The organism is Pantoea eucrina (assembly GCF_020079945.1).
GTDB classification, from domain to species: Bacteria; Pseudomonadota; Gammaproteobacteria; order Enterobacterales; family Enterobacteriaceae; genus Pantoea; species Pantoea eucrina.
This window is the reverse complement of sequence record NZ_CP083448.1, coordinates 287,631-312,942: the sequence shown is the minus strand read 5'-3', so window position 1 is coordinate 312,942 and position 25,312 is coordinate 287,631. Positions and strand designations below refer to the sequence as shown.

Sequence of the window (25,312 nt, the reverse complement as noted above, 5' to 3'; positions counted from 1 at the left end):
TCTGCACCCGATTTTCTTTCCGCTGCTGGCCGGTCATACGGCGACGGCAAAAGGCAGCAGCAGCCGCTCCGGCTCAACGCGACGCTGACGACGCAGCTGGCCTGGCGTAATGCGAAAATAATTTTTAAAGGTGCGGGTGTAGGCCTGCTGCGTATCAAAACCGTAGTTCATGGCGACCTGTAAAATGGCGTCGTCGCTGTTAAGCAGCGTTAATGCCGATTCAGTCAGACGGCGCTGGCGGATATACTCAGCCAGTGAAAAACCGGTGTGCTGACGAAACAGACGCTGCAGATGCCAGCGTGAATAGCCCGATCGACGCGCCACCTCATCCAGATGCAGATCGTGACCTAAGTTATCTTCAATCCACTCCAGTAAACTACGGATAAACTCTCGCTGATTCATCGCACCCTCCGGCTTAACAGACTGTTCCTGAAGAGCCACTGTAGCGCAGGAGATTTATCCCTTAATTAGCGAAGAATTAGCGCAGAATTAGCAAAGCGCGCAGCGGTAAAATTCAGCGGTGATAATTTTTCGCTAAGAATGCAGCGTTACACTGCCCCACACTGATAAGGAGACTCCATGCGCGTGCTGCTGGTAGAAGATGATGAGATGATTGGTGCCAACCTGCAGCAGGCCCTGGAAGCCGCAGGCTGGTCGGTGGACTGGGTGCGCGACGGCCGGTTTGCCTCGCACGCCTGGTCGGAAAGCAATTACACCTGCGTGCTGCTCGATCTTGGCCTGCCGCGTGAGGATGGTATCGACGTATTGCGGCGTGCCCGCGCCCGCGGTGATATGACGCCGGTGCTGGTGCTGACCGCCAGGGACAGCGTTGCCCAGCGCATTCAGGGGCTGGATAGCGGCGCGGATGATTATCTGCTCAAGCCCTTTGATCTGCAGGAGGTGCTGGCACGTATGCGCGCTATCACCCGACGCCGCCACGGTGCCGCCGACTCACTGCTCGGCAGCGGCGACGTGCAGCTGGATATGATGACGCGGGAAGTGCTCTATAAGGGCCAGCGTGAACAGCTTACCGCTCGCGAATATGCACTGCTCTATGCGCTGCTGGAGCGGCCCGGCGCGATCCTTTCACGCGAACAGCTGGAGAATCGCATCTATGGCTGGGGCGAAGAGGTCACCAGCAACGCCGTTGATGTGCTGATCCACGGCATGCGGCGTAAACTGGGCAACGAAGCGATTCGCAACGTGCGCGGCCTTGGCTGGCGGGTACCGGCACAATGAAAAATTTTACGTTTCTGCGCTCCCTGCGCAATAAGCTGCTGATGAGCCTGGTGCTGCTGCATCTGGCGATGATTGGTAGCGTGACCTGGTACTTTTTCCACTGCTACGGCGACATGATGGGCTCAATGAAGGACGATCAGCTCGCAAAAGTGGCCGACGTCTGGTCAGCCAGTCAGACCATGCCCGCGCTGATCCCGACGATCCTCGATCAGGACCGGCTCAAAAGCGCTTACATCGTCCAGCTGTGGGATACGCATAATCAGCTGCGTGCCAGCTCGTGGCCGGCGCTGAAAGCCCCGCTGCAGGCGGTGCACGGCTGGTCCGATTTACGCCTTGGCGACTGCGGTGACGATTGTGAATGGCGCGTCTATACCCGCCCTGGCGAAGCGGGCAGTGAAATCGGCACGGTTCAGGTGCTGCACAATATCGGCTATATGAAAAGCCTGATGGTAAAACGCGTGCTCTCGGCGGTGATCCCGCTGATCCTGATGATGCCGCTGTCGCTGCTGCTGATCTGGCTGATCGTACGCGCCATTACGCGCAATCTGCTGGTGGCATCCCGGCAGATCGCGGCGCAGGAGAGCCTGCACCCGCATACGGTATCGCCGGATGGCCTGCCTGACGAAGTGCTGCCGCTGGTCGCCGCCTATAATGCGCTGCTGGATAAACTGCGCGCCGCCTGGTCCGCCCAGCGGCAGTTTCTGGAGGATGCCGCGCATGAGCTGCGCACGCCGGTCACCGCCGTTACGCTGCAGCTGGAGAATCTGCGCCAGCATATTCAGCCCGGCGAGGCGCGCCGTCAGTTTGATCAGCTGGAAGCGGGCGTCAGCCGCACCCGTCATCTGGTGACGCAGCTGCTGGATGTGTCACGTCAGGAGGATCGGTCCGCGGTGCCGGTCGCGGAAACGATCGAACTCGACGATCTGCTGAAAGAGAGTATTGAGCAGCTGATGGTGGTTGCCGATAAGCGCGGCATCGATATCGGCTATAGCGGCAGCACGCGTTACCGGCTGCAGGCCAGCCGCTCTGAGCTGCGCACTCTGTTTGATAACGTCATCGGCAACGCAATGCTGCATACGCCAGAAGGAAGCCTGGTCGATGTGCTGCTGCACCGCACAGGCGATCGTACGGTGGTCGATATCGTCGATAACGGTTCCGGTATGCCGGAATCGTTTCTTGAGCGGGCGTTTGACCGCTTTACCCGTTCACCGGACGTGCAGGCGCAGGGCAGCGGTCTCGGCCTGTCGATTGTGCGCAGCGTGGCGCAGAAGCATCAGATGCAGGTGGCGCTCTCTAACTGTCTTACCCCTCAGGGCGAGCGCTGCGGACTGCGGGTGCGGGTGACGTTGCCATAGGGGCTGGCGCTGAGCCGCGCGGGGCTGATTGCGGCAGCGCGCGGCACCGGAGGGGTTCCGCCCGCCAGCGCAGGGGTGCGCTAAGCAGTGCGCGGCACTGAGGGGGTTCCGCCCGCCAGGCTTCTGGCAGTTTCAGCGGCATCTCCGCACGCGGACGGGCTAAGGGGCGGGTGGGCGCGCCCCTTAGCAATCCGCGCCCCGCGCCGTCCTCGCGAATTCCCGGGCTTATCCCTCCGGCCTTAACGGACCGCGCGGATTCGCTCCTGCTCAGCCCGCGCTCTCGCCGGCGTCCTGCCGGCTCGCCCTGGCCGTCGCTCTGCGCCCGGCGCTGCGGATGGCGCCCTCTACCATCGCCTGTAAACCCTTCATTTCTTTTTTAATTTGGTCTGGTGTGCGCTGAAGCTTCTTCACAAAACCTTCAGCCATAAAAAATTTAAGAAAGAAAAAAAGCGCAAACCACCAGAGCCCACCGCCATAAAAAATCCCAGGAAAGAGAAAAAAATTAGCAGCGGCGGGAAGCGCCTTACTCCCCGCCTGTAAACCCTTCATTTTGTTTTTTTAAAAGTGTTGCGGTGTGGTCTGAAGCTTTTCACGAAACCTTCAGCCATAAAAACCGTAAGAAAGAGAAAAAAATCAGCAGCGGCGGGAAGCGCCATCCGGGTCCGCCGAGGGAGGGCACGGTTCCGGGATGAGCCGACAGGACGTCGGCGAAAGGGCGCGGTGAGCAGGAGCGAATGGCGGCCGGTCCCCGGGAAGCGGGCGTGAGCGAGGGAACCGCGCAGCGGCGGACGGGGCTGGCGCAGGGCCGGGGAGTGCAGAGGGCGCGGCCTGGCGTCCTCTGCCCGGTCGCCGTGCCGGGGCACAGGCTACTGCCGCCGCTGACGGCGAACGGAACCGCCTCCGTGGCGAACGGAACCGGCGCTTAACCCGGAACCGGTGCCCGTAGCAAACGGAACCGGCGTCCATGCCCCACTCCCAATCGTACCTCTTCGCGACCACGTAAACGGTTGCGGAGTTCCGTTCGCTGCAGATAGAATATGTGACAATTGTCACAAAATAACTGAATCCTATTGCAACACTTTTTGACAAATGTGATGAAAATCTATTTTCTAACGCTCTGTTACAGGCACATTACGCGGGCCTGAAGGCTGGCAGTCAGCACGCGTTATCGCCGCATACTGCTCAATACCCGGGAACGTACTCATTCGATCGTGGCATCTCTGCGGCGATCCTCAGCAAGTGGTCAAACAATAATGAAATTTAAATCGTTGATAGCAGGTGCATTACTGATTGGTAGCGGAATGGGCGCAGCGCAGGCAGAGAGCGACCCGCAATATCTGTCTGACTGGTGGCATCAGAGCGTAAACGTGGTGGGCAGCACCCATACCCGTTTCGGGCCGCAGTTTAATAACGACGTCTACCTGGAATATGAAGCCTTTACCAAACAGGAGTGGTTCGATTTTTACGGCTACATCGATTTGCCAAACTTCTTCGGTGCGGGCAACAGCAACGCCAATGGCATCTTCGATCACGGCACACCGCTGTTTATGGAAATTGAGCCGCGTCTGTCGCTCGACAAGCTGGCGGGCACCAGCCTGGCATTCGGTCCGTTTAAAGAGTGGTTCTTTGCCAACAACTATATCTACGATATGGGCCGCAACAGCGACAACCGGCAGAACACCTGGTATATGGGTCTCGGTACCGATATCGACACCCACAGCGATGTCGGCCTCTCGCTTAACGTTTACGCCAAATATCAGTGGGAAAACTACGGTGCGGCCAACGAGAACAGCTGGGATGGTTACCGCTTCAAGGTAAAATACTTTGTGCCAATTACCGACCTGTGGGGCGGCAAGCTGAGCTATATCGGCTTCACCAACTTTGACTGGGGCTCCGATCTGCGCGATAAATCTGACCGCTCGCGCACCAGTAACTCTGTTGCCTCAAGTCATATTTTATCACTGAACTACGACCACTGGCACGTCTCTGCCGTTGCGCGTTATTTCCATAACGGCGGTCAGTGGGCGGATGGTCAGGAGCTGAATTTCGGCAATGGTCCGTTTGAAGTGAAATCAACCGGCTGGGGTTACTATCTGGTGGCAGGTTACAACTTCTAAGCATGGCAGTTTTGCCCCGCCGGATGCAGCACCGGAGGGGCAAAAACAGAGGCGTTAATCCTGCGACTTCACGACGTTGATACGCCACGGAATGTTGAACTTATCGATAAACATGCCGAAGCCGTCTGACCAGAATGTCTTCTGCCATTCGGTCGTGATTTTGCCGCCAGCAGAGAGTTTATCAAACCACTCTTTGCCCTCTTTCTCGTCAGTGGTTGCCAGGCTTACCGCATAACCCGCGTGCTCAGAGGCCGGTGGCTTGCTGGTATCGCCGTCGCTCAGCATCAGCTCGCCCTGACCAATCTGCAGATGTGCATGCATGATTTTTTCCGGTGGCAGCGGCGGTGCGGATTTATCGCCCACCTGCTCTCCCTGCTCCGGATTATCGCCGAAGGTCATTTTTTGCAGCACTTTGCCGCCGGTGGCCTGCAGGTAAAATTCGATGGCTTCTTCACAGCGACCATACAGAAACAAATAAGGACTTACTTGCATCGTTCCCTCCGCTTATCAGTTAGTGAGCTTTTGCACTCACCACTAAGTGTAGACGATCGCGTTCAGCCCCCGCCCGCGCTGGCTTTGGCTGATCCGTCGCTGTTTTTCGCCCATAAAAAATCCGGGCACCAGGCCCGGATAATTAATGCTCCGCAGGCGCGCTTACTTCTCTAATGCGTGGATATCCGCGCTGCCCTGATAAGGCTGTACCGTTTTATCCTTACGCTGCTTCGCCACGTCGCCAGCCGTTACGCGGGTGGTAACGCCGTTGCCCCAGCTGCTGCGAATAAAGTTCACCACATCCGCAACCTGCTGGTCGCTGAGACGCCAGCCAAATGCCGGCATGGTGATGGCCGTCGGCGCGCCTTTCACGCCTGGGAGCGTACCGCCCACCAGCACAATGTGGATCAGCGAAGCCGGATCGTCAGCCATCACGACCGGGTTGCCGCGCAGCGCCGGATAGAAGCGCTGATAGCCTGAACCGTCAGTTTTATGGCAGGCAGCACAGCTGTCTACGTAGACTGACGCGCCCGGCTGGCTGTCATCGCCGTGCCACAGCGCTTTCGCTACCGTATCATCCGGGGTAAATACCGCCTGCTGCGGATCTTTGGCGCCCAGCGACTTCAGATACTTCGCAATCGCGCTGATATCCTCATCGCTGAGATGCTGCAGGCTGTGTTCCACCACCTCGGTCATACCGCCAAACGCCGCGGTGTGATCGTTACGGCCAAAGCGCAGGAACTGCTTCAGCTCCTCTTCGCTCCAGCGGCCCAGCCCGTCACGGTTGTCACCGCGCAGATTGCTGGCGGTCCAGCCATCAATCGGTGCGTTGCTGCCGGCAAGGTAGTCGCTGCCGTCACCGTTGTTCAGCGCTTTCTCCTGCATCGTAATGCTGCGCGGCGTATGGCACGCTCCGCAGTGTCCGAGCCCTTCAACCAGATAGCGTCCGCGCGCCAGCGCCGGATCTTCCTGTGCGGCGGGCTGGAACGCTTTCACGTCCGGTGCAAAGATGCCGCGCCAGATCGCCAGCGGCCAGCGCATGGAGAGCGGCCAGGGAATGTCGCTCTCTTTGTTCGCCTGGCTGACCGGCGCCACGCCGTGCATAAAATAAGCGTAAAGCGCTTTCATATCCTCGTCGCTGACAACCGCGTAGGAGGGATAAGGCATCGCCGGATAGAGCGTATCGCCATTTTTCGCTACGCCATGACGCACTGCTTTCTGAAAGTCGTCATAGCTGTAGTCACCAATGCCGGTCGCTTTATCAGGTGTGATATTGGTGGAGTAGATGGTGCCAATCGGCGTCGCCATTGCCAGTCCGCCGGCAAACGGCTTGCCGCCGGCCGCGCTATGGCAGGCCACGCAGTCCCCGGCGCGCGCCAGATATTCACCGCGTTTGATCAGTGATTCGGCGGCCACATCGTCAGCCAGCGCGCTGAACGTCAGGGTGCCCAGCATCAGGGCCAAAACTGATTTCATCATCGTCATGTTCCTTATGCCTGTACCAGCGGACCCGGGTTTTTCAGATACTGTTCGCGGATCGCTTTCGCTGACCAGTAGCTCAGTGCAGCGACCATACCGGTCGGGTTATAGCCCAGCCCCTGCGGGAAAGCTGACGCCCCCGGCACAAAGACGTTGGGCACATCCCAGCTCTGCAGATAGCGGTTGACCGCGCTGGTCTGCGGATCTTCACCCATGATCGCACCGCCGCTCATATGTGTGGTCTGATAGGAGGTCGTATCAAAATGGGTTCCCGGCGCTTTGGCGGAGCCGATAATGGTTTTCGGGTTCATCGCCTCGGTGATCTTGCGCATCTTGCCAATCATAAACTGCGCCATTTTGATGTCGTTATCCTGCCAGTCAAAGGTCATACGCAGCAGCGGCTGGCCGTACGCATCTTTATAGTTGGGATCGAGATCGAGATAGTTAGCGCGATAGGACTGGTGCGCACCGTGCGCATCCATGGAAACATGGTGCGTATAGGTATCGGCTACCGCCGCTTTCCACTGGCTGCCCCAGCCTGGCGTACCGGCTGGCACCGGCACGCCGGAGATAGGCTTGGTGCCGGCCTGGTTAACCCAGAAAGGAGACCCGCCAACAAAACCGTGCGGCCCGTGATCAAAGTTGTCCGCGTTAAAATCATCTACCGCCACACCCGCCCCGCCTGCGCCGATAAACGGGTTGGTGGTGGTGTTTTTATCAAACAGCGCTTTCAGCGTGGAGAGATTCTGATAGGCGAAGTTGCGCCCCACCACGCCCTCATTAGTGATCGGATTATAAGGTTTGCCGATCCCGGAGAGCAGCATCAGATGAACATTGTGGAACTGGAAGGCGGAGAGGATCACCAGATCGGCCGGCTGCACCACTTCACGTCCCTGACCATCAAGGTAGGTTACGCCGGTAGCGCGCTTTTTATCATCGGTCAGATTGACGCGCAGAACGTATGAATTGTTGCGCAGCTCAAACTTCGGCTCCTGACGCAGTGCCGGCAGGATATTGACGTTAGGCGACGCTTTGGAATACATGTAGCAGGCGTAGCCACTGCAGAAGCCGCAGAAGTTGCACGGCCCCATCTGTGCACCGTAGGTATTAGTATAGGGTCCGGAGGTGTTCGCTGACGGCATATCATAAGGGTGATAGCCAACCGACTCCGCCGCCTGCGCAAACAGCTGCGCAGAGTAAGTACGCTTCTGTGCCGGCAGCGGAAAGTCGCTGGAGCGATCCGGCGCAAACGGGTTGCCGCCGTGTGCGTTATTGACCACTTTGCCCTTGATTGACCAGGCGCTGCCGGAGGTGCCAAACACCTTTTCGGCTTTGTCGAAGAACGGTTCCAGCTCATCGTAGCTGACGCCAAAATCCTGAATGGTCATGCCTTCCGGAATAAAGCTTTTACCGTAGCGCTGCTCATAGTGGCTGCGCAGATTCAGCTCAACCGGATCGACGCGGAAATGCACGCCGGACCAGTGCAGGCCCGCACCGCCGGTGCCGGTGCCGGGCAGAAAAGCGGCCAGCTGGCGATAAGGTACCGCGGTCTGCGACGCATCGTGACGGATAGTCACGGTGCTTTTAGAGAGGTCCTGAAACAGCTTTTTGCGAACGTTGTAGGTCAGTTCATCAATCGACTGCGGATAAGAGCCGTCCGGATAGGTGTCGCGATGCGGACCGCGCTCCAGCGCAACGACGTTAAGACCCGCTTCGGTCAGCTCTTTTGCCATAATGGCGCCCGCCCAGCCAAAGCCCACAATCACTGCATCAACTTGTTTTAATTCGTTTGCCACGCTTACGCCCTCGCTCCGCGAATGTCGACTGACGGGAACGGATAACGTTCACCGCGCTCTACCCAATCCATAAAGTCGGCGCGGGCGCCCGGGAAGCCAATCAGCTTCCAGCCCACCATGCCCTGGTTGCCGCCATGAATCGGGTCGCAGAAAAAGCCTTCGCGGGTATTCTGCAGCAGGTAAGAGAAAAAGGTTTTTGCCGGCAGCTGGGCAAACTCAGCCTTACCGGTTTCGAAGGCGCTCAGCAGCGCATCCTGCTGTTCGCCGCTCAGGCTGGCGAACACCTTGCCATGCTGTTTCTGACTCCAGGCATTGGCGTCGGCAATGCCTAAGCGATAAATCTGCTGCGGCACCAGCGGCAGCTGGTAGCCCAGCTCTTTCGGCATATCCGGGTGAAAAGGTCCCTGCATATACCAGTTGCTGCCGGTGGCGTAGGGCGTATTCATCTGACGATCGATAAATTCCGGTACGCCTGCTTCCAGCGCGCCTGGTCCGCGCTCGTCGCTGGGGATCAGCCGCGCCACGGCGGCGGTGATGAAGGCAAACTCTTCGGCGGTAAACCAGCCTGGCTGATAGTCGCGTGCCGGCTGCGCTGGCGCTGCTGCATCGCTGGCGGCGGCGGCAGGCGCGACCAGCACGCCCATGGCGGTTGAACCGACCGCCATAGCGGGTGCGAGGGTGATCGTCCTCAGCAGGAAATCACGACGTGAATGACCCTTTTTTTGTTCTGACATGACATTGCCTCAGTACCGCATATAATGCGGCATGGAAGGTTAAGTAGTTGCGTTGTAATGGTTTTTATTCTTGACTTAAGGGATACAGCACGTTTGTTACCGGTAACAAGATGACAATTGTAACACCGAAACGGTAACGAATTTAGTTTTCCGAAACAATTACGCACAAAATACTTAACATTTTCCCGCGCTGGTTTACATTCCGGCGACGGAATTGTCATGCCCGGAAACAACCCACTACAGACAGATAAACAGAAATAGCGGTATAAACGTGTCTACACCACAGCGGAGTGCTTATGTTTAAATCCTTTTTTCCGCGGCCCGGCGCATTTTTCAGCTCGGCAGCGATTTGGAGCGTGCTTGTTATTTTTGCCTGGTTTGGCTTTTTCAGCGACCTGCCGGCGCGCTGGCCCGCACTGCAGGCCGCGATGCAGCAGCCGCTGCCTACCAATGCCAGCCGGTTTATTCACGCCAGCCAACTCTGGTTTTACGGCTACTACTGGTCTGCGGTTGCGCTGTTTGCCCTGGCGTGGATGATAATCGATCGCCATCCGTGGCAGCGCTGGTCGGTCTGGGGCACGGCGCTCATCATCTTTGTCACCTGGTTCAACGTTCAGGTCAACGTGGCGGTCAACGCCTGGTATGAGCCGTTTTACGATCTGATCCAGAAAGCGCTGACCAAAGCGGGTGCCGTACAGATAACCCAGTTTTATAGCGAAATCAGCGACTTTCTCGGTATAGCGCTTATCGCCGTGACGATTCTGGTCGCCAACGTCTTTTTCATCAGCCACTGGATTTTCCGCTGGCGTACCGCGATGAACAGCTACTACATGCACAACTGGCAGCGTCTGCGGCATGTGGAGGGGGCGGCACAGCGTGTGCAGGAAGATACGATGCGTTTCTCCACCACGCTGGAGGACTGGGGCGTCAGCTTTATTAAGGCGATCATGACGCTGGTAGCGTTCCTGCCGGTGCTGCTGGCGCTGTCGAAACATGTGAAAGATATACCGATTCTCGGTTCGATACCCTATGGCCTGGTGATCGCCGCTATTCTCTGGTCGGTGTTCGGCACCGCGCTGCTGGCGCTGGTCGGCATTAAGCTGCCGGGACTGGAGTTCCGCAATCAGCGGGTGGAAGCGGCCTACCGTAAAGAGCTGGTCTATGGCGAAGACGATCCGTCGCGCGCGTCACCGCCCACGGTGCAGGCGCTGTTCAGCCGGGTGCGCTACAACTATTTCCGGCTCTACTTCCACTACCTCTATTTCAACGTCACGCGTTTTCTCTATCTGCAGGTAGATAATGTCTTTGGCGTGTTTCTGCTGTTTCCGGCGATCGTGGCCGGTGCGCTGACGCTGGGCCTGATGAATCAGATCCTCAACGTGTTTGACCAGGTACGCTCCTCCTTCCAGTATCTGATCACCTCCTGGTCGACGCTGGTCGAGCTGATGTCTATCTACAAGCGTCTGCGCAGCTTTGAGCAGATCCTGCAGGATATCCCGCATCAGGAGATGCTGCGCGAGGCGGCGAAAGAGCCAGCCGGCGAGTAACGGCATCCTGCGCCCGCCTTCTGCATGGCCGGGAAGGCGGGCGCAGCCTGGTGCGGTGTCACCCTGGCAGGCAACTCACCCTGCCATCACCTGAAACACTTTCTCTACCGCATACGCACCGGGATCTTTTACCCCATCCAGACTCTGCTGGTTGAGATAGGCTGAGCGTCCCGCTTTCGCACTGTTCATCTGCGCCGTAGCCTCTGCGCCCTGCGCCGCCGCCTGCGCGGCCGCCGTCAGCGATTCGCCCGCCACCAGTTTTTCCAGCGCTGGCTGTAGCGCATCAATCAGCGTGCGGTCGCCCGGCTGCGCGCCGCCATAGTGCTTCATGCGCTCCAGCCCCTGCATCAGCGCCTCCGGCAGTGAGCTGCCCTCTTCCAGATGCTGTCCGGCGGAGGTAAACAGAATCGACATCAGTACGCCGCTGGAGCCGCCCATCGCCCCTGCCAGCTGCTCGCCAATCAGCGCGATCAGCGTCGGCAGCTCGTTCAGCGGCAGCTGCTTCTCCTGCAGCGCGCGCTGAATACGCTTTGCACCCGCAGCAAACGTGGAGCCGGTATCACCATCGCCGACCTTTGCGTCCAGCGCATTCAGTTCACTCTCCAGATCGATGAGCGTCTGCGTAACGCGCGTGATCCAGCCCGCCACCTCATCATTTTCAGAGGGATCGAAGTCGAGCGCGCTGCTGACTTTCTCTGCCGTCTGCAGATTGATGGGCGCAAACTCATAGGGCGCAACCCAGCCCTGCACCTGAACCGGTGCCTGCAGCGCCAGCAGGAACGGCTCTTCCAGCGCCAGCACGGAGAGTGAAAAGCCTTTCATATCCAGCGCGCTGACCAGCGTAGCGGGACCGATAAGATGGGTAATACACGCGGCCAGCGGCGTGCGCAGGACTTCACGCGTCAGCAGCGCCAGCTCCAGCTGCGAAAAACCGCCTAAATTGTTGATAAGCAATAGCGCCAGCTTACCGTCCGGCAGCGCCTGCGCCAGTTTATCCGTCATCAGAGCGGTGATTTTTCCGCTGTCCTGCGTATCCAGCGTAATGACCCCCGGCTCGCCGTGGATCCCCATACCGAGTTCACTGTGGCCTGGCGCCACGCGCGCTTCGCGCTTCTCACCCGGAAGATGGCAGGTCGCAAACGCCAGACCAATAGAGAAAACAGACTCAATCGCCCGCTGCGCCAGCGCCTTCACCTCCTGCAGTGAATGCCCGTGCTCAGCCGCGTAGCCCGCAATCTTATGCACCAGTGCGGTGCCGGCGAGACCGCGCGGCTGCGGGTTTTCAGGCAGCGCAATATCATCCTCGACCATGACCAGTTCTACGTGATAGCCCAGGTTTTTGGCTTTCTCAGCCGCCAGACCAAAATTAAGGCGATCGCCGGTATAGTTTTTAACGATCAGCAGACAGCCCGCGTCACCGGTCACGTTGATAATGGCGTTAAGCACCGCCTCCACGCTGGGCGATGCGAAAATATCACCGCAGACGGCCGCAGTCAGCATCCCTTTGCCGACGAACCCGGCGTGCGCCGGCTCATGGCCCGATCCGCCACCTGAGATCAGCGCCACCCGGCTTTTATCCCAGTCTGAACGCACCACAACGCGGATATCATCGCCCAAATCGAGACGACGCAGGTTACGCCACGGCGTGCTGAGTAAAATACCTTCGATGGCTTCGTTAATCAGATCGTTCTTTTCATGCATAAAAAACTGGCTCATCGCTTTTTTCCCCCTGGTGTAGTTGTCACTAAAGGTAGCGCATCTGTGCAGAAAACCGTCAAAGCAACGCGCGGAAATGCAAAGGGCGGCACACGCCGCCCCTGAATCAGAAAAAGCCCTGCCGCTGCACCTTAGCCATGCTGCCTGACGCGCGTATAGATGGTTACCGCCGCCAGCAGCATCATGACGCCGCTTGCCATAAAGACGCCGCCCGCGCCCTGCAGGTCAAACATCCAGCCGCCGGCCGCCGCGCCCGCCGTGATCGCCAGCTGAATGGTCGCCACCAGCAGTCCGCCGCCCGACTCTGCATCATCAGGCACGGCACGCGAAATCCATGCTGACCAGCCGGTGGGCATGGAGCCAAATGCCAGTCCCCATAGCGCCACGCCGGCTCCCACCAGCCACGGCAGCTGCGCCATTGCGGAGAGTACCACCGCCGTCACGCTCATCAGCAGCGCCATGCCGGTCAGCGTCAGCGAGACGCTGCGCGTAACCAGCACGCCCGCCAGCGAGGTGCCAAAGAAGTTAGCTATTCCAAACGCCAGCAGCGCGAGCGACAGCTGGTTAACGTTAAGCTGCGCGCTGCCCTCCAGATAAGGTCGCAGGTAGGTAAAGAAAGCAAAATGTCCGGTAAACATCAGGATCACCGCCAGCATGCCCCAGCGCATGACGCCCTGGCGCAGCAGATCAAGCACGCCGCCGCTTTGCGTCCGGTTTTCCGGCGGCATTGCCGGCAGCGTGAAGAACTGCCACAGCAGCGCCAGCACGCCCAGCAGCCCCGTCATCAGAAAAATGTTGCGCCAGCCAATCACATCGCCGAGATAGCTGCCAAGCGGTGCCGCAATAATTGTCGCCAGCGAGATGCCGCTAAAGACAATCGATAGCGCGCGCGGCACCTGCTCCGCCGGCACCAGTCGCATGGTAATGGCGGTTGACAGCGTCCAGAAGCCGCCAATCGCCATACCCAGCAGCACACGTGCCAGCAGGATCATCGGCAGACTGTTCGCCAGCGCCACCAGCAGCGCCGAGGCGATAAGCAGCAGGGTAAATGCCAGCATCACCAGACGACGATCAAACCGCCGCGTAAGCGTGCCGATCACCAGACTGGTGAGCAGCGCAACCAGCGCGGTTACCGTCACCGTCTGCCCCGCCTGACCTTCGCTGACCTGCAGCGACGCGGCTATCGGCGTCAGCAGGCTAACCGGCAGGAATTCAGCGGTGATCAGGCCAAACACGCCAAATGCCATGGCAAGTACCGCGCCCCACGCGGGTTTTTCTGCCACCGCGCGGGCAGCTGTCAGTTCAGTTTCCAGACTCATTTGCGATCCCCATCACAAAAAAATAGTTTCGCTAAGGATAGAGCGCTGCGGTAAGACGATCTATGATACAGAAAGTTTATTAGTTGATAATTCGTCTGGATTGCGATGAACCGTTATAAAGATTTAACCAGCGAGCTGCTGATGGGCATGCGCCTGTACGGCGTAAAATATCAGCGTATTGCGCTGCATGCGCCTTTTGGCCTGCAGTATGACGACGCGCCTGGCCGGGCGCAGCTGCATTTTGTCGGGCGCGGTACGCTGCTGCTGCGCGCCGCTTCCGGTACGATCTATCCGCTGCAGGCGGGCGATGCGTTACTGATCCCGCACGGAAAAGCGCATGCGCTGATCTCAGATGAGACGGCGCACTGTGAACCGATCACCACGTTTAACAGTAAGCCCATCTGCCCCAGCGTCTGCGCGATCAACGATGCGGCAGATGCCGATCTCTGTCCGGCGGATAGCGATGTGATCCTGTTCAGCGCCTGCATGGCGTTTGAACTGGGCGGTATGCAGCCGCTGGTACACACCATGCCGGATGTCATGCTGGTCAGCACCCTGCTGGGACAGTATCCGGAAATCCAGCCGATTCTGGATGCGATGGAGCGGGAAACCCGCCAGCGCAAAGCGGGCTTCGCCGGTATTCTGTCGCGGCTGGCGGATGTGGTGGCCGCGCAGATCGTGCGCGGCTGGGTAGAGAACGGCTGCGGCGCCGGCAGCGGTCTGGTCCAGGCGCTGCGCGATCCGCGCCTGAGCCTGGCGATGGCGGCGATGCACCGTGCGCCGGGAGAAAACTGGACGGTGGAGCGGCTGGCGCGTGCGTCAGGCAGCTCGCGATCGGTGTTTGCTGCCCGCTTTCAGAACGCCACCGGCATGACGCCGCTGCGCTATCTTACCGAACTGCGTATGCGGCTGGCGAAAGAGCGTATCGTTGATCAGGGCGAGGCGGTAGAGAGCGTTGCGTTTGAGCTTGGCTATGGGTCGCTGGCTGCGTTCAGCCGGGCCTTTAAACGGATAACGGGCACGTCACCCGGCGCGCTGCGCGCCGGGCGGGAAGTGGCGTAAGCGTTAGCGGAAGACGCTAATCGCCTCAACCAGGCGGTTCGCCTGATGCGCCATGCGGGTTGAGGCTTCTGCGCCTTCAGCCACGCGCGCGGCATTTTGATGGGTGATATCATCCAGATCTTCTACCGCCGTGCTGACCTCGCTCAGCGCCGTGGCCTGTTCAGCGGTAGCTGCGCTGATCTGCGCAATCAGCGTCGTCACGTTCTGCACCTGGCTGACAATATCCTGCATGGTGCGACCCGCGGCTGCCGCATAGTCGTTGCCTGACGCTACGCGGCTGGCGCTGGTCTCCACCAGCGTTTTAATTTCGCTGGCGGCTTTTGCGCTGCGCTGCGCGAGATTGCGCACTTCACCTGCGACCACGGCAAACCCTTTACCCTGCTCACCGGCCCGCGCCGCCTCTACCGCCGCATTGAGCGCGAGGATATTGGTCTGAAAGGCGATGCTGTCGATCACGCTGGTGATGCTGGCGATGCGCTTCGCGCTGTCGGCAATATCGCCCATCATGCCTGCCATCTCCTGCATCACCTCGCCACCTTTGATAGCAGCGTGGCTGGTGGTGCCCGACAGCGCATTGACCTCGCTGGCGGTTTCCGTGTTGCTCTTCACGGTGGCCGTCATCTCATTCATGGTGGCGGCCGTCTGCTGCACGTTAGCGGCTGCCTGTTCAGTCCGGCGGGAGAGCTCACTGTTGCTGCTTGCCATCGCATCACTGGCGCTGAGGACGTTGATCGCCTGGCCGCTGACGTCATCCACCAGCCAGCGGAACATCAGCCCCAGCTGGCCAATGGCGCGCAGCGTCATGCCGATTTCATCCACGCGGTCGGGCTGATCGACTTTATGGCTATTACCGGTCGCTACGCTCAGCGCCTGCTGGCACATCCGCTCAATGGGACGTGAAATTTGCTGCTCCAGCCAGAGGTTCGCCAGCAGCAGGCAGAGCGCCGTCGCAATGCTGAAGCCGCCGAGTGCCAGCGCCGTCAGGCCTGCCCCCCAGGCGCTGCCCGCGATCAGCGGCAGCAGCAGCGCCAGCGCTGAACGAATGCGCCAGCGCAGCGGCAGCGTTTTCAGCAGTGAGGTGGCGCGGCGCCAGCCGCTGCCGATAATCAATCCTTTATAGAAGCAGCGACCTTTGCTGCGCCCTTCGCGAAAATCGCGGTACAGGGTTTCAGCCTGCTGCACTTCCGCTGCTGAAGGTTTGGTCCGCACCGACATATAGCCGCGTACGCATCCTTCGCGTACCACCGGCACCGCATTGGCCCGCACCCAGTAGTGATCGCCATTCTTACGCCGGTTTTTCACCAGCGCGCTCCAGGGCTGCCCCTGCTTCAGGGTATGCCACATATCGGCAAACGCTTCGGGCGGCATATCCGGATGGCGTACCATGTTGTGGGGCTGACCGTTTACCTCTTCCGGCGTAAAGCCGCTGACCTCAATAAAAGCGTCGTTGGCGTAGGTGATATGGCTGCTGAGATCGGTAGTCGACATCAGCGTCGCATCGTCATTGAAAACGAATTCACGCTGTGTGACGGGCTGGTTGTTGCGCATACAGAGATCCCTGGTCAATTCAGGCTGATAAACATTATTCCGGATCTATCGGCTGATTAGCGGAACGACTTAAGCGCTGATGATTTATTTCTTGCTGCTAAAAAAGAGCTATTTAGATAAACCATTGTATTTAAACGTTAAAAAGAATAGCTGAAAACCGGATTGTGCGTTGCGGCTCACACCATTATTTAGCCAGAATGGAGGAAACGGTAAATATTTACGGGCGCAGCAGCGCCCGCAGCGGGCATTAACCCAAATCGATATTTTTCATGCCCCACCACCAGGTGAAGAGAAACCCGCCCGTCCAGGCGACCAGCAGACCGGCAAGATAGACCGCCATACCGACAAAAATGCCCTGTGCTGACGTCATCAGCGGCAGCGTCACCAGGCCGGAGGGGCCCAACACCGTATTCATCCCCACTGGCAGGCCGAGCCAGGCGACCAGACCGATAAAGAAACCGCCCAGTGCCCCTCCGCAGCAGGCGGTAATAAAGGGCTTGAGGCGCGGTAGCGTGACCCCGTAAATCAGCGGTTCCCCGACGCCCAGCAGCCCCGGCACAATTGCTCCTTTGATCTGGCTGCGCAGCAGCGACGCTTTTCCGGCTTTGCACCACAGCGCCAGCGAGGCACCGACCTGCCCCGCTCCCGCCATAGCCAGTATGGGAAACAGCGAATTAAATCCCTGCGTCTCCATCAGCGCGAAATAGACCGGAATAAAGCCCTGATGGATACCGAACATCACCGCAATTAAAAACAGCCCGGCCAGAATGGCACAGCCAAACGGATTGTTATTGAGGTGAATAAACAGCCACGACATTCCTTTAAACAGCTCCCCCCCCACCGGCATAATGAGCAGAAACGTCACGGCGCCGGTAATCAGCAGCGTCAGCAGCGAGGTGAGGATCATATCCAGGTTATCGGGAATGATTTTACGCAGCTGCTTCTCTGTCCAGGCACCAAATATCGCGGCCAGCAGCACGCCGATAATGTTGCCGCGCGGATCGATCGTCAGCCCGAAAAAGTTCTCCATCCCGCTGTAGTACCCGACGGTGGCTTCCGGGCTGTAGCCAAGCACAAACAGCGAGGCGATAATCGCGCCGTTGACGCCGGTGCCGCCAAACGCTTTCTGCGCGTTATAGCCAATCAGAATGCTGAGAAAGGTAAACAGTCCTTTGCCAAACACTTTCATGTAGGCCACGGTCGCCAGCAGCCACGGGGCGTGCTCACCCGGCTGATTAAGGTGAAACAGCTGCTCGGTCAGGGTGGCAAAACCGAGCAGCAGGCCAGCTCCGATAAATCCCGGAATAAGCGGCGTAAAGATGGTGGCAAAGCAGGCGAGAAAGCGGTGCAGCGCACTGCTCTGTTTCGCTTTTAACTGCTGCTTTTGCGCCCGGGCGATCGCCTGCAGATCCTGCGCCGGCGCGCCGTCATTGAGCAATAGCTGCATCTTTTCCGCCGCGGTTTGCGCCTTGCCCGGCCCCAGAACAATCTGCAGCTGGGCGTCGCTGACAATCACGCCCAGTACGCCCGGCAGCTGTTTCAGCTGCGGGCTATCCGCCAGCGCAGCATTCACCAGCGTCAGGCGCAGGCGGGTCATGCAATTGCCGCACATCGCTACGTTACCCGGCCCGCCCACGGCCCGCAGAATATCGCGCAGCAGCGTTTCAGTGATTGCGGCCATCAGCGTACTCCTGAGTCACGTAATGCGGCGCGGATAAACCCGCGGTTCTGATCCAGCAGCGCGCGCGCCTCTTCCGCCGTCAGGCCCGCCAGCACCATGACGATAGCGGTTTTGCAGTGGCCGCCGCACGCCGTCAGCGCCTGCTGAGCCGTGGCGTCGTCGCATTCGGTGGCCTGCTTAACGATGTTTATCTGGCGCTGAACCAGTTTCTGATTGGTAGCTTCCACGTCCACCATCAGGTTGCCATACACCTTGCCGCTGCGGATCATCGCGCCAGTGCTCAGCATATTCAGCACCAGTTTCTGTGCCGTGCCCGCCTTCATGCGCGACGAGCCGGTGACGACCTCCGGCCCCACAACCGGCGTCAGCGCGACATCAGCCGCCTGCGCCATCGCGCTGTCGGGATTGCAGGTCAGCGCGGCGGTAAACGCGCCCTGTTCGCGTGCGTAAGCGAGCGCGCCCAGCACATAGGGGGTGCGGCCGCTGGCTGCAATGCCGACCAGCACGTCCCGGGGGCTGAAACCGATATCCGCCAGATCCTGTGCGCCCTGTCCGGCGTTATCTTCCGCGTTCTCAACCGCCTGCAGGATCGCCGTATGCCCGCCGGCAATCAGCCCCACCACCTGACCGCGCGGCGTACCAAAAGTAGGCGGGCACTCACTGGCATCCAGGATACCGAGCCGGCCAGAGGTACCGGCGCCGCAGTAAATCAGTCGCCCGCCCTGGCTAAAGGCGTGCGCAATCGCCTCTGTGACCTGTGCGATCTGCGGCACAATCGCCTCTACCGCCAGCGCCACTTTTTTATCTTCGTCATTAATGACGCGCAGCATCGCTTCCGTGCTGAGCTCGTCAATATTCTGGCTGGCCGGATTGCGGCTCTCAGTGATCATTTTGTTGAGATCAAGGGTCATACTACGCTCCTGCGAATGAATAATTTATTCTGAAAAATTTATACCACAAAGAATTGTTAATTCATGTGCAGCGGCGCAGAATTTTTTGTTTTCATGGTTACAGGCATAAAAAAACCCGCCAGCGGCGGGTTTTATTCTGCTCAGAAACAACTCAGGTGGCGTTTTGCGTACGCAGCTGCAGCTCGTAGGCGGCAGCCTGCTTAGCGTCAAACTGATTTTCCCAGCGCGCAATGACCAGCACAGCAAGCGCATTTCCCACCACGTTCAGCGCCGTACGTGCCATATCCATGATGCGGTCAACGCCTGCGATGAACGCCAGCCCTTCAAGCGGGATCCCCACGCTGCCCAGCGTCGCCAGCAGCACCACGAAGGAGACGCCCGGTACACCGGCGATCCCTTTAGACGTTACCATCAGCGTCAGCACCAGGATGATCTCATCGGTCAGCGACAGATCAATGCCGTAAAGCTGGGCGATAAAGATGGCGGCAATGCTCTGGTAGAGCGTAGAGCCATCAAGGTTGAAGGAGTAGCCGGTAGGCACCACAAAGCTGGTGATCGCTTTCGGCGCACCATACGCCTCCATCTTCTGCATAATGCGCGGCAGCACCGTCTCAGAACTGGAGGTAGAGTAGGCCAGAATCAGCTCATCTTTCAGAATACGCATCAGGGTCGTGATACGCAGCTTGCAGAAGCGCGCGACCGCACCGAGCACGACAAAGGCGAAAAACAGGATGGCGGCATAAACCAGCAGCACCAGTTTCGCCAGCGGATAGAGCGATGCAAAACCGAAGTTCGCAATGGTCACCGCAATCAGTGCAAATACGCCCACCGGCGCATAACGCATGATCATGTGGGTCACTTTGAACATGGTTTCTGATACCGAGCGGAACAGGCCGACCAGCGGATCGCGATGTTCCGACGGCAGCGCCGACAGGCCCAGGCCAAACAGCACTGAGAAGAAAATAATCGGCAACATATCGCCTTTGACCAGCGAGGCGAAGATGTTCTGCGGGATCAGCGACAGAATGGTGCTGACCAGGCCATGAGGAGCGCCCTGAACCGCTTCGGTGGTAGCTTCATATTTAGAGATGTCCACCGTTGCCAGCGTTGACATATCAATGCCGCTGCCGGGTTGGAATACGTTAGCCAGCGTTATGCCGACCACAATGGCAATGGTGGTGATCACTTCAAAATAGATAATGGTTTTCACCCCGATACGCCCGAGTTTTTTCGCGTCCCCGACGCCGGCAATGCCAACAATCAGCGAGGAAATAACAATCGGCACCACAATCATCTTGATCAGATGAATGAAGATATCACCGGCAGGAGTAAGAATATTGGTGATTAACCATTCACGATCGTCTGGCTGATTATGCAGCACGGTTCCTGCGATAATGCCGAGGATCAGGGCAATCAGGATCTGCCAGGCGAGGGTGAGTTTAAAACCTTTCATAACGCGTTATTTCCTCAGTTAAAACCCCTTTGCTCTGCTGCGAAGGTGCAGAAGATGGTACACACAGGGAAGTGAGCAAAAGCCCGATAAAATAGAAGGTTATAATGGGCTGTATTCCGCTTTGTTCTGCTGGCGGTTTGCACCAGCGCAAGGATACAGCCTGAGTTGATACCTGCTGAACAGCGGCCAGATAAGTACCATTTTCACTACGGTAAATGCAACCCCCGGCGCAATAGCTTAAATCGTGCGCAGCTCAGTAGCATAAAATGCTGCTGTTATCCTGTGGCTATAACCCGCTGTTATGAAAAGCGTTAATTCGATAATTTTCCGCATAGCTATTCAGATTTGACGATTTTATCGCCCGGCGCGTTTGCTCAATATTTAATCACAAAACCCTCTGTTGCCTGCTGCCAGCCGCTTTCAGCACGTCGCTTTTTTACCGCAAAAAGCGCCGTTTTCGCGCCCTTTACCGCATGCTGGCAGGCCGTGATCCAGACTGCAAAACCGAAACAAAGCCCCTGCCCCCTCTTCAATTAACCTTTGATTGACATATGATTAACATCTTCAAGGAGGTCAGCCATGAGCCAAATTCACAAGCATCCTGTACCCGCTGCCATTGCAGCGAATGCCCTGATTAATGCCGATGAGTATGCGGCGCGCTATCAGCAGTCCGTGGACGATCCTGACGCCTTCTGGGGTGAGCAGGGAAAGATTCTCGACTGGATCACGCCTTACAGCACGGTGAAAAATACCTCGTTTGCGCCGGGCAATATCTCTATTCGCTGGTATGAAGATGGCACGCTGAATCTTGCGGCTAACTGCCTGGATCGCCATCTGGCGACGCGGGGCGATCGCCCGGCCATTATCTGGGAAGGGGATGACGCCAGTGAAAGTAAAACGCTGACTTTCCGGGAGCTGCACGCTGACGTCTGCCGCATGGCAAATGTATTAACGCAGCTTGAGATTAAAAAAGGCGACGTGGTGGCCATTTATATGCCGATGGTGCCGGAGGCCGCTGTCGCCATGCTGGCCTGCGCGCGTATTGGTGCCGTGCATTCAGTGATTTTTGGCGGCTTTTCGCCGGAAGCCGTGGCGGGACGCGTGGTCGACAGCAACGCGAAGCTGGTGATCACGGCGGATGAGGGTATCCGCGCCGGACGTGCCATTCCGCTGAAAAAGAATGTTGATGACGCGCTGGCAAATCCGCTGGTGACCAGCGTGAAGCAGGTAATCGTATTTAAGCGCACCGGAAAAACCACGGAGTGGCATGAGGGACGAGATCTCTGGTGGCACGATCTGGTCAGCCAGGCCAGCGCAGAGCACGAAGCGGTGGCGGTTGAAGCGGAACACCCGCTGTTTATTCTGTACACCTCCGGTTCGACCGGCAAGCCAAAAGGCGTATTGCATACCACCGGCGGCTATCTGGTCTATGCGGCCAGCACCTTTAAATATGTCTTTGATTACCATGACGACGACGTTTACTGGTGCACCGCAGACGTCGGCTGGATCACCGGTCACAGCTATCTGCTCTACGGGCCGCTGGCCTGTGGCGCAACCACGCTGATGTTTGAAGGGGTGCCCAACTGGCCGAAGCCGAGCCGGATGGCGGAAGTCGTCGACAAGCATAACGTTACCCTGCTCTACACGGCGCCCACCGCGATTCGCGCGCTGATGGCGGAAGGCGATCGGGCGATTGAAGGCACCCGACGCAGCAGCCTGCGCATCATGGGCTCCGTGGGTGAACCGATCAATCCGGAAGCCTGGGAGTGGTATTACAAAAAGATTGGCGACAGCCGCTGTCCCATCGTCGATACCTGGTGGCAGACTGAAACCGGCGGCTTTATGATCACGCCGCTGCCGGGCGCAACCGAGCTGAAAGCGGGCTCGGCCACCAAACCGTTCTTTGGCGTACAGCCGGCGCTGGTGGACAACGAAGGCAATCAGCTTGAGGGCGCAACCGAAGGTAACCTGGTTATTAATGACTCCTGGCCTGGTCAGGCGCGCACGCTGTTTGGCGATCATGAACGCTTTGAACAGACCTACTTCTCCACGTTTAAGCATCGCTACTTCAGCGGTGACGGCGCGCGGCGCGATGAAGATGGCTACTACTGGATCACCGGACGCGTGGATGATGTCCTGAACGTTTCCGGACATCGTCTGGGCACGGCAGAGATTGAGTCCGCGCTGGTTTCACATCCGAAAATTGCTGAAGCGGCCGTGGTCGGTATTCCGCACAGCATTAAAGGGCAGGCCATTTACGCCTATATCACCCTGAATCAGGGCGAAGAGCCGTCAGCGGAGCTGTATACGGAAGTGCGCAACTGGGTACGCAAAGAGATCGGCCCTATCGCCACGCCGGACGTGCTGCACTGGACCGACTCGCTGCCGAAAACCCGCTCCGGTAAAATTATGCGGCGTATTCTGCGCAAAATTGCAGCGGGCGATACCAGCAACTTTGGCGATACCTCTACGCTGGCCGATCCAGGTGTAGTAGAGAAATTACTGGAGGAGAAGCAGTCGATCGCCATGCCGTAATCGTTGCCCTTATCAGCGGAGAGCATCAGCCTGTCCCCGGCAGGCTTCTCTCCGTTAGTTCACCTTACGCCGTATGCTGTTCACCATCGCACAACCCTGATAACCAGAATATTCAATCCGTTAAATCACATTAATGTGAGATTTCCGTCTGCTTTGCCTCTGGAGAAACTGTGATGAATGACACCCTGAATCAACAGGAAGCCGTCTGGCAACAAATAGAAAATAACCCCCGTTTTCAGGAGCTGGTCCATAAGCGCCAGGCTTTTGCGCTGCTGCTGAGCATTATTATGCTGGTCCTGTATGTCGGGTTTATCCTGCTGATCGCGTTTGCGCCCGGCTGGCTCGGCACGCCGCTGCATGCCGGTACCAATGTGACGCGCGGTATTCCGATTGGCGTGGGCCTGATTGTGGTCTCTTTTCTGCTTACCGGCGTCTATGTCTGGCGCGCAAATGGCGAGTTTGATCGCCTGACTAAACAGATCGTCAGCGAGGTAAAATCATGAAGCGCGCGCTCCCGATTCTGCTGGCGCTGGCGCCAGCGGGCGTACTGGCGGCCGATGCGCTGACCGGCGACGTCCAGCAGCAGGCGACCAACTATGAAGCGATAATCATGTTTGTGGTGTTTGTCGCGTTCACGCTGGGTATTACCTGGTGGGCATCAAAGCGCACCCGCTCACGCAGCGACTACTACACCGCAGGCGGCAATATTACCGGCTTCCAGAATGGCCTGGCGATGGCGGGCGATTTTATGTCCGCCGCCTCATTTCTTGGTATTTCGGCGCTGGTCTATACCTCGGGCTATGACGGGCTGATCTATTCGCTCGGCTTTCTGGTCGGCTGGCCGATGATCCTGTTTCTGATCGCTGAGCGGCTGCGCAATCTCGGACGCTATACCTTTGCCGATGTGGCCTCCTACCGGCTGCAGCAGAAACCGATCCGCACTCTCTCTGCCTGCGGTTCGCTGGTGGTGGTTGCGCTCTATCTGATTGCGCAGATGGTAGGGGCCGGCAAGCTTATCCAGCTGCTGTTCGGCCTTGATTATCATATCGCCGTGGTACTGGTTGGCATTCTGATGGTGCTCTATGTTCTGTTCGGCGGCATGCTCGCGACTACCTGGGTGCAGATCATTAAAGCGGTGCTGCTGCTGTTTGGTGCCAGCTTCATGGCGATTATGGTAATGAAAGCCACCGGTTTCAGCTTCAACACGCTGTTTACTGAGGCGATGGCGGTTCATCCCAAAGGCGCGGCGATTATGCAGCCCGGCGGGCTGGTGAAAGATCCTATCTCCGCCCTGTCGCTGGGGCTGGGGCTGATGTTTGGCACAGCGGGACTGCCACACATTCTGATGCGCTTCTTTACCGTGGCTGATGCGCGCGAAGCGCGTAAAAGCGTGTTCTGGGCCACCGGATTTATGGGTTACTTCTATTTCCTGACCTTTATTATCGGCTTTGGGGCGATTCTGCTGGTGGGCGCAAACCCGCTGTTTAAAGACGCCAGCGGCGCCCTGATTGGCGGCACCAATATGGCAGCGGTGCATCTATCGAATGCGGTAGGCGGCAGCCTGTTCCTCGGCTTTATCTCGGCGGTGGCCTTCGCCACGATTCTGGCCGTGGTGGCCGGGCTGACGCTGGCGGGCGCGTCGGCAGTGTCGCACGATCTCTACGCCAGCGTGATCCGCAAAGGTCAGGCAACGGAGCGTGAAGAGCTGCGCGTCTCTAAAATTACCGTGCTGGTGCTGGGTGTGGTTGCCATTGCGCTGGGGATCCTGTTTGAGAAGCAGAACATCGCCTTTATGGTCGGTCTGGCCTTCTCTATTGCAGCCAGCTGCAATTTCCCGATTATTTTGCTCTCCATGTACTGGTCGAAGCTCACCACACGCGGCGCGATGGTGGGCGGCTGGCTGGGACTGCTGACGGCGGTGGTGCTGATGATTCTGGGCCCTACCGTCTGGGTTCAGGTGCTGGGTCACGCTACCCCGGTCTATCCTTACGAGTACCCGGCGCTGTTCTCCATGCTGGTCGCTTTTGTCTGCACCTGGTTCTTTTCCATCACCGATCACTCCGCTCAGGGTGCACAGGAGCGTGCACGGTTCCGCGGACAGTTTATTCGTTCGCAAACCGGTATCGGTATTTCACAGGGGAAATCGCACTGATCGCAGCCGCACCGGGTTCGACACGGTCGCCATAAATGGCGTCATCGGATCCGGTGCGGACATCGACACGGGCGTCATGAATGACGTCATTTGATTCGGTGCGGGAATTGACACGGGCGTCATGAATGACGTCATCGAATCCGGTGCGGGCATCGAAACGGGCGTCATGAATGACG

At 58.2% G+C, this 25,312-nt stretch carries 20 protein-coding genes; 8 read left to right on the top strand and 12 right to left on the bottom strand.

All coding sequences use genetic code 11. The features are described 5' to 3' along the window. Positions 1-33: 33 nt before the first annotated feature. Complete coding sequence (locus LAC65_RS01390) at positions 34-402, bottom strand: helix-turn-helix domain-containing protein (protein ID WP_039382095.1); 369 nt, start codon at positions 400-402, stop codon at positions 34-36. A gap of 177 nt (positions 403-579) precedes the next feature. Between LAC65_RS01390 and LAC65_RS01385 the strand changes: the two genes are divergently transcribed. Together LAC65_RS01385 and LAC65_RS01380 are read left to right on the top strand one after the other, a co-directional pair. Continuing rightward, positions 580-1,239, top strand: coding sequence for a response regulator (locus tag LAC65_RS01385; protein ID WP_039382093.1), 660 nt, complete (start codon positions 580-582; stop codon positions 1,237-1,239). Continuing rightward, complete coding sequence (locus tag LAC65_RS01380; protein ID WP_039382088.1) at positions 1,236-2,594, top strand: sensor histidine kinase; 1,359 nt, start codon at positions 1,236-1,238, stop codon at positions 2,592-2,594. Before LAC65_RS01385 ends, LAC65_RS01380 begins: the two co-directional genes overlap by 4 nt. A gap of 267 nt (positions 2,595-2,861) precedes the next feature. Here LAC65_RS01380 and LAC65_RS01375 read toward each other — a convergent pair whose 3' ends face one another. Then, entirely contained in the window at positions 2,862-3,143 is a 282-nt protein-coding gene (locus LAC65_RS01375) for a hypothetical protein (protein ID WP_039382087.1), read from the bottom strand. Positions 3,144-3,847: 704 nt separating this feature from the next. On the opposite strand from LAC65_RS01375, the gene LAC65_RS01370 reads away from it, so the two are divergent. Further along, positions 3,848-4,711: a nucleoside-specific channel-forming protein Tsx gene (locus LAC65_RS01370; protein ID WP_039382084.1), complete on the top strand. Its 864-nt coding sequence runs from the start codon at positions 3,848-3,850 to the stop codon at positions 4,709-4,711. Between the two features lie 54 nt (positions 4,712-4,765). On the opposite strand, the gene yjdN is transcribed toward LAC65_RS01370, so the two are convergent. The 4 genes from yjdN to LAC65_RS01350 all read right to left on the bottom strand — a co-directional run bounded on the left by yjdN (position 4,766) and on the right by LAC65_RS01350 (position 9,212). Then, on the bottom strand, positions 4,766-5,203 hold the full coding sequence (yjdN, locus tag LAC65_RS01365; protein ID WP_039382083.1) for a VOC family metalloprotein YjdN: 438 nt from the start codon (positions 5,201-5,203) through the stop codon (positions 4,766-4,768). Between the two features lie 162 nt (positions 5,204-5,365). Then, a complete protein-coding gene (locus tag LAC65_RS01360) occupies positions 5,366-6,682 on the bottom strand; it encodes a c-type cytochrome (RefSeq protein WP_039382082.1) in 1,317 nt (438 codons plus the stop codon). An 11-nt stretch (positions 6,683-6,693) separates the two neighbouring features. Next, positions 6,694-8,478, bottom strand: a complete 1,785-nt coding sequence (locus LAC65_RS01355) for a GMC family oxidoreductase (protein ID WP_071668433.1) — start codon at positions 8,476-8,478, stop codon at positions 6,694-6,696. 2 nt (positions 8,479-8,480) lie between these two features. Then, positions 8,481-9,212 (bottom strand): gluconate 2-dehydrogenase subunit 3 family protein, encoded by a 732-nt coding sequence (locus LAC65_RS01350; protein ID WP_071668434.1) that lies wholly within the window; start codon positions 9,210-9,212, stop codon positions 8,481-8,483. A 296-nt stretch (positions 9,213-9,508) separates the two neighbouring features. On the opposite strand from LAC65_RS01350, the gene sbmA reads away from it, so the two are divergent. After that, positions 9,509-10,759: a peptide antibiotic transporter SbmA gene (gene sbmA, locus LAC65_RS01345; RefSeq protein WP_039382072.1), complete on the top strand. Its 1,251-nt coding sequence runs from the start codon at positions 9,509-9,511 to the stop codon at positions 10,757-10,759. Between the two features lie 75 nt (positions 10,760-10,834). Here sbmA and LAC65_RS01340 read toward each other — a convergent pair whose 3' ends face one another. Beyond that, entirely contained in the window at positions 10,835-12,475 is a 1,641-nt protein-coding gene (locus LAC65_RS01340; RefSeq protein ID WP_039382069.1) for a dihydroxyacetone kinase subunit DhaK, read from the bottom strand. A 131-nt stretch (positions 12,476-12,606) separates the two neighbouring features. After that, entirely contained in the window at positions 12,607-13,794 is a 1,188-nt protein-coding gene (locus LAC65_RS01335) for an MFS transporter (RefSeq protein ID WP_224144804.1), read from the bottom strand. 105 nt (positions 13,795-13,899) lie between these two features. On the opposite strand from LAC65_RS01335, the gene LAC65_RS01330 reads away from it, so the two are divergent. Further along, positions 13,900-14,856, top strand: a complete 957-nt coding sequence (locus LAC65_RS01330) for an AraC family transcriptional regulator (RefSeq protein ID WP_039382062.1) — start codon at positions 13,900-13,902, stop codon at positions 14,854-14,856. Between the two features lie 3 nt (positions 14,857-14,859). On the opposite strand, the gene LAC65_RS01325 is transcribed toward LAC65_RS01330, so the two are convergent. The 4 genes from LAC65_RS01325 to gltP form a co-directional block, all read right to left on the bottom strand. Then, positions 14,860-16,404: a methyl-accepting chemotaxis protein gene (locus LAC65_RS01325; protein ID WP_039382060.1), complete on the bottom strand. Its 1,545-nt coding sequence runs from the start codon at positions 16,402-16,404 to the stop codon at positions 14,860-14,862. Between the two features lie 247 nt (positions 16,405-16,651). After that, entirely contained in the window at positions 16,652-18,085 is a 1,434-nt protein-coding gene (murP, locus tag LAC65_RS01320) for a PTS N-acetylmuramic acid transporter subunit IIBC (protein WP_203025530.1), read from the bottom strand. Beyond that, positions 18,085-18,996: an N-acetylmuramic acid 6-phosphate etherase gene (gene murQ / locus LAC65_RS01315; RefSeq protein WP_039382055.1), complete on the bottom strand. Its 912-nt coding sequence runs from the start codon at positions 18,994-18,996 to the stop codon at positions 18,085-18,087. The genes murP and murQ overlap by 1 nt, the downstream gene beginning before the upstream one ends. A gap of 151 nt (positions 18,997-19,147) precedes the next feature. Beyond that, entirely contained in the window at positions 19,148-20,449 is a 1,302-nt protein-coding gene (gene gltP, locus LAC65_RS01310) for a glutamate/aspartate:proton symporter GltP (protein ID WP_039382052.1), read from the bottom strand. Positions 20,450-21,028: 579 nt separating this feature from the next. On the opposite strand from gltP, the gene acs reads away from it, so the two are divergent. The 3 genes from acs to LAC65_RS01295 all read left to right on the top strand — a co-directional run bounded on the left by acs (position 21,029) and on the right by LAC65_RS01295 (position 25,136). Beyond that, positions 21,029-22,984 (top strand): acetate--CoA ligase, encoded by a 1,956-nt coding sequence (acs, locus tag LAC65_RS01305; protein ID WP_071668441.1) that lies wholly within the window; start codon positions 21,029-21,031, stop codon positions 22,982-22,984. Positions 22,985-23,157: 173 nt separating this feature from the next. Beyond that, positions 23,158-23,487 carry a DUF485 domain-containing protein gene (locus tag LAC65_RS01300; protein WP_039382048.1) on the top strand — a complete coding sequence of 110 codons (330 nt, stop codon included), beginning with the start codon at positions 23,158-23,160 and terminating at the stop codon, positions 23,485-23,487. Then, positions 23,484-25,136, top strand: coding sequence for a cation acetate symporter (locus tag LAC65_RS01295; protein ID WP_094111308.1), 1,653 nt, complete (start codon positions 23,484-23,486; stop codon positions 25,134-25,136). Before LAC65_RS01300 ends, LAC65_RS01295 begins: the two co-directional genes overlap by 4 nt. The last annotated feature ends 176 nt before the right edge of the window (positions 25,137-25,312 follow it).

Coding starts and splice junctions, on each gene's coding strand:
- LAC65_RS01300 (WP_039382048.1), top strand. CDS start 23,158: ATGAATGACACCCTGAATCAACAGGAAGCCGTCTGGCAACAAATAGAA.
- yjdN (WP_039382083.1), bottom strand. CDS start 5,203: ATGCAAGTAAGTCCTTATTTGTTTCTGTATGGTCGCTGTGAAGAAGCC.
- LAC65_RS01370 (WP_039382084.1), top strand. CDS start 3,848: ATGAAATTTAAATCGTTGATAGCAGGTGCATTACTGATTGGTAGCGGA.
- LAC65_RS01340 (WP_039382069.1), bottom strand. CDS start 12,475: ATGAGCCAGTTTTTTATGCATGAAAAGAACGATCTGATTAACGAAGCC.
- gltP (WP_039382052.1), bottom strand. CDS start 20,449: ATGAAAGGTTTTAAACTCACCCTCGCCTGGCAGATCCTGATTGCCCTG.
- LAC65_RS01380 (WP_039382088.1), top strand. CDS start 1,236: ATGAAAAATTTTACGTTTCTGCGCTCCCTGCGCAATAAGCTGCTGATG.
- acs (WP_071668441.1), top strand. CDS start 21,029: ATGAGCCAAATTCACAAGCATCCTGTACCCGCTGCCATTGCAGCGAAT.
- LAC65_RS01390 (WP_039382095.1), bottom strand. CDS start 402: ATGAATCAGCGAGAGTTTATCCGTAGTTTACTGGAGTGGATTGAAGAT.
- LAC65_RS01385 (WP_039382093.1), top strand. CDS start 580: ATGCGCGTGCTGCTGGTAGAAGATGATGAGATGATTGGTGCCAACCTG.
- LAC65_RS01335 (WP_224144804.1), bottom strand. CDS start 13,794: ATGAGTCTGGAAACTGAACTGACAGCTGCCCGCGCGGTGGCAGAAAAA.
- sbmA (WP_039382072.1), top strand. CDS start 9,509: ATGTTTAAATCCTTTTTTCCGCGGCCCGGCGCATTTTTCAGCTCGGCA.
- LAC65_RS01360 (WP_039382082.1), bottom strand. CDS start 6,682: ATGATGAAATCAGTTTTGGCCCTGATGCTGGGCACCCTGACGTTCAGC.
- murQ (WP_039382055.1), bottom strand. CDS start 18,996: ATGACCCTTGATCTCAACAAAATGATCACTGAGAGCCGCAATCCGGCC.
- LAC65_RS01350 (WP_071668434.1), bottom strand. CDS start 9,212: ATGTCAGAACAAAAAAAGGGTCATTCACGTCGTGATTTCCTGCTGAGG.
- LAC65_RS01325 (WP_039382060.1), bottom strand. CDS start 16,404: ATGCGCAACAACCAGCCCGTCACACAGCGTGAATTCGTTTTCAATGAC.
- LAC65_RS01295 (WP_094111308.1), top strand. CDS start 23,484: ATGAAGCGCGCGCTCCCGATTCTGCTGGCGCTGGCGCCAGCGGGCGTA.
- murP (WP_203025530.1), bottom strand. CDS start 18,085: ATGGCCGCAATCACTGAAACGCTGCTGCGCGATATTCTGCGGGCCGTG.
- LAC65_RS01330 (WP_039382062.1), top strand. CDS start 13,900: ATGAACCGTTATAAAGATTTAACCAGCGAGCTGCTGATGGGCATGCGC.
- LAC65_RS01375 (WP_039382087.1), bottom strand. CDS start 3,143: ATGAAGGGTTTACAGGCGGGGAGTAAGGCGCTTCCCGCCGCTGCTAAT.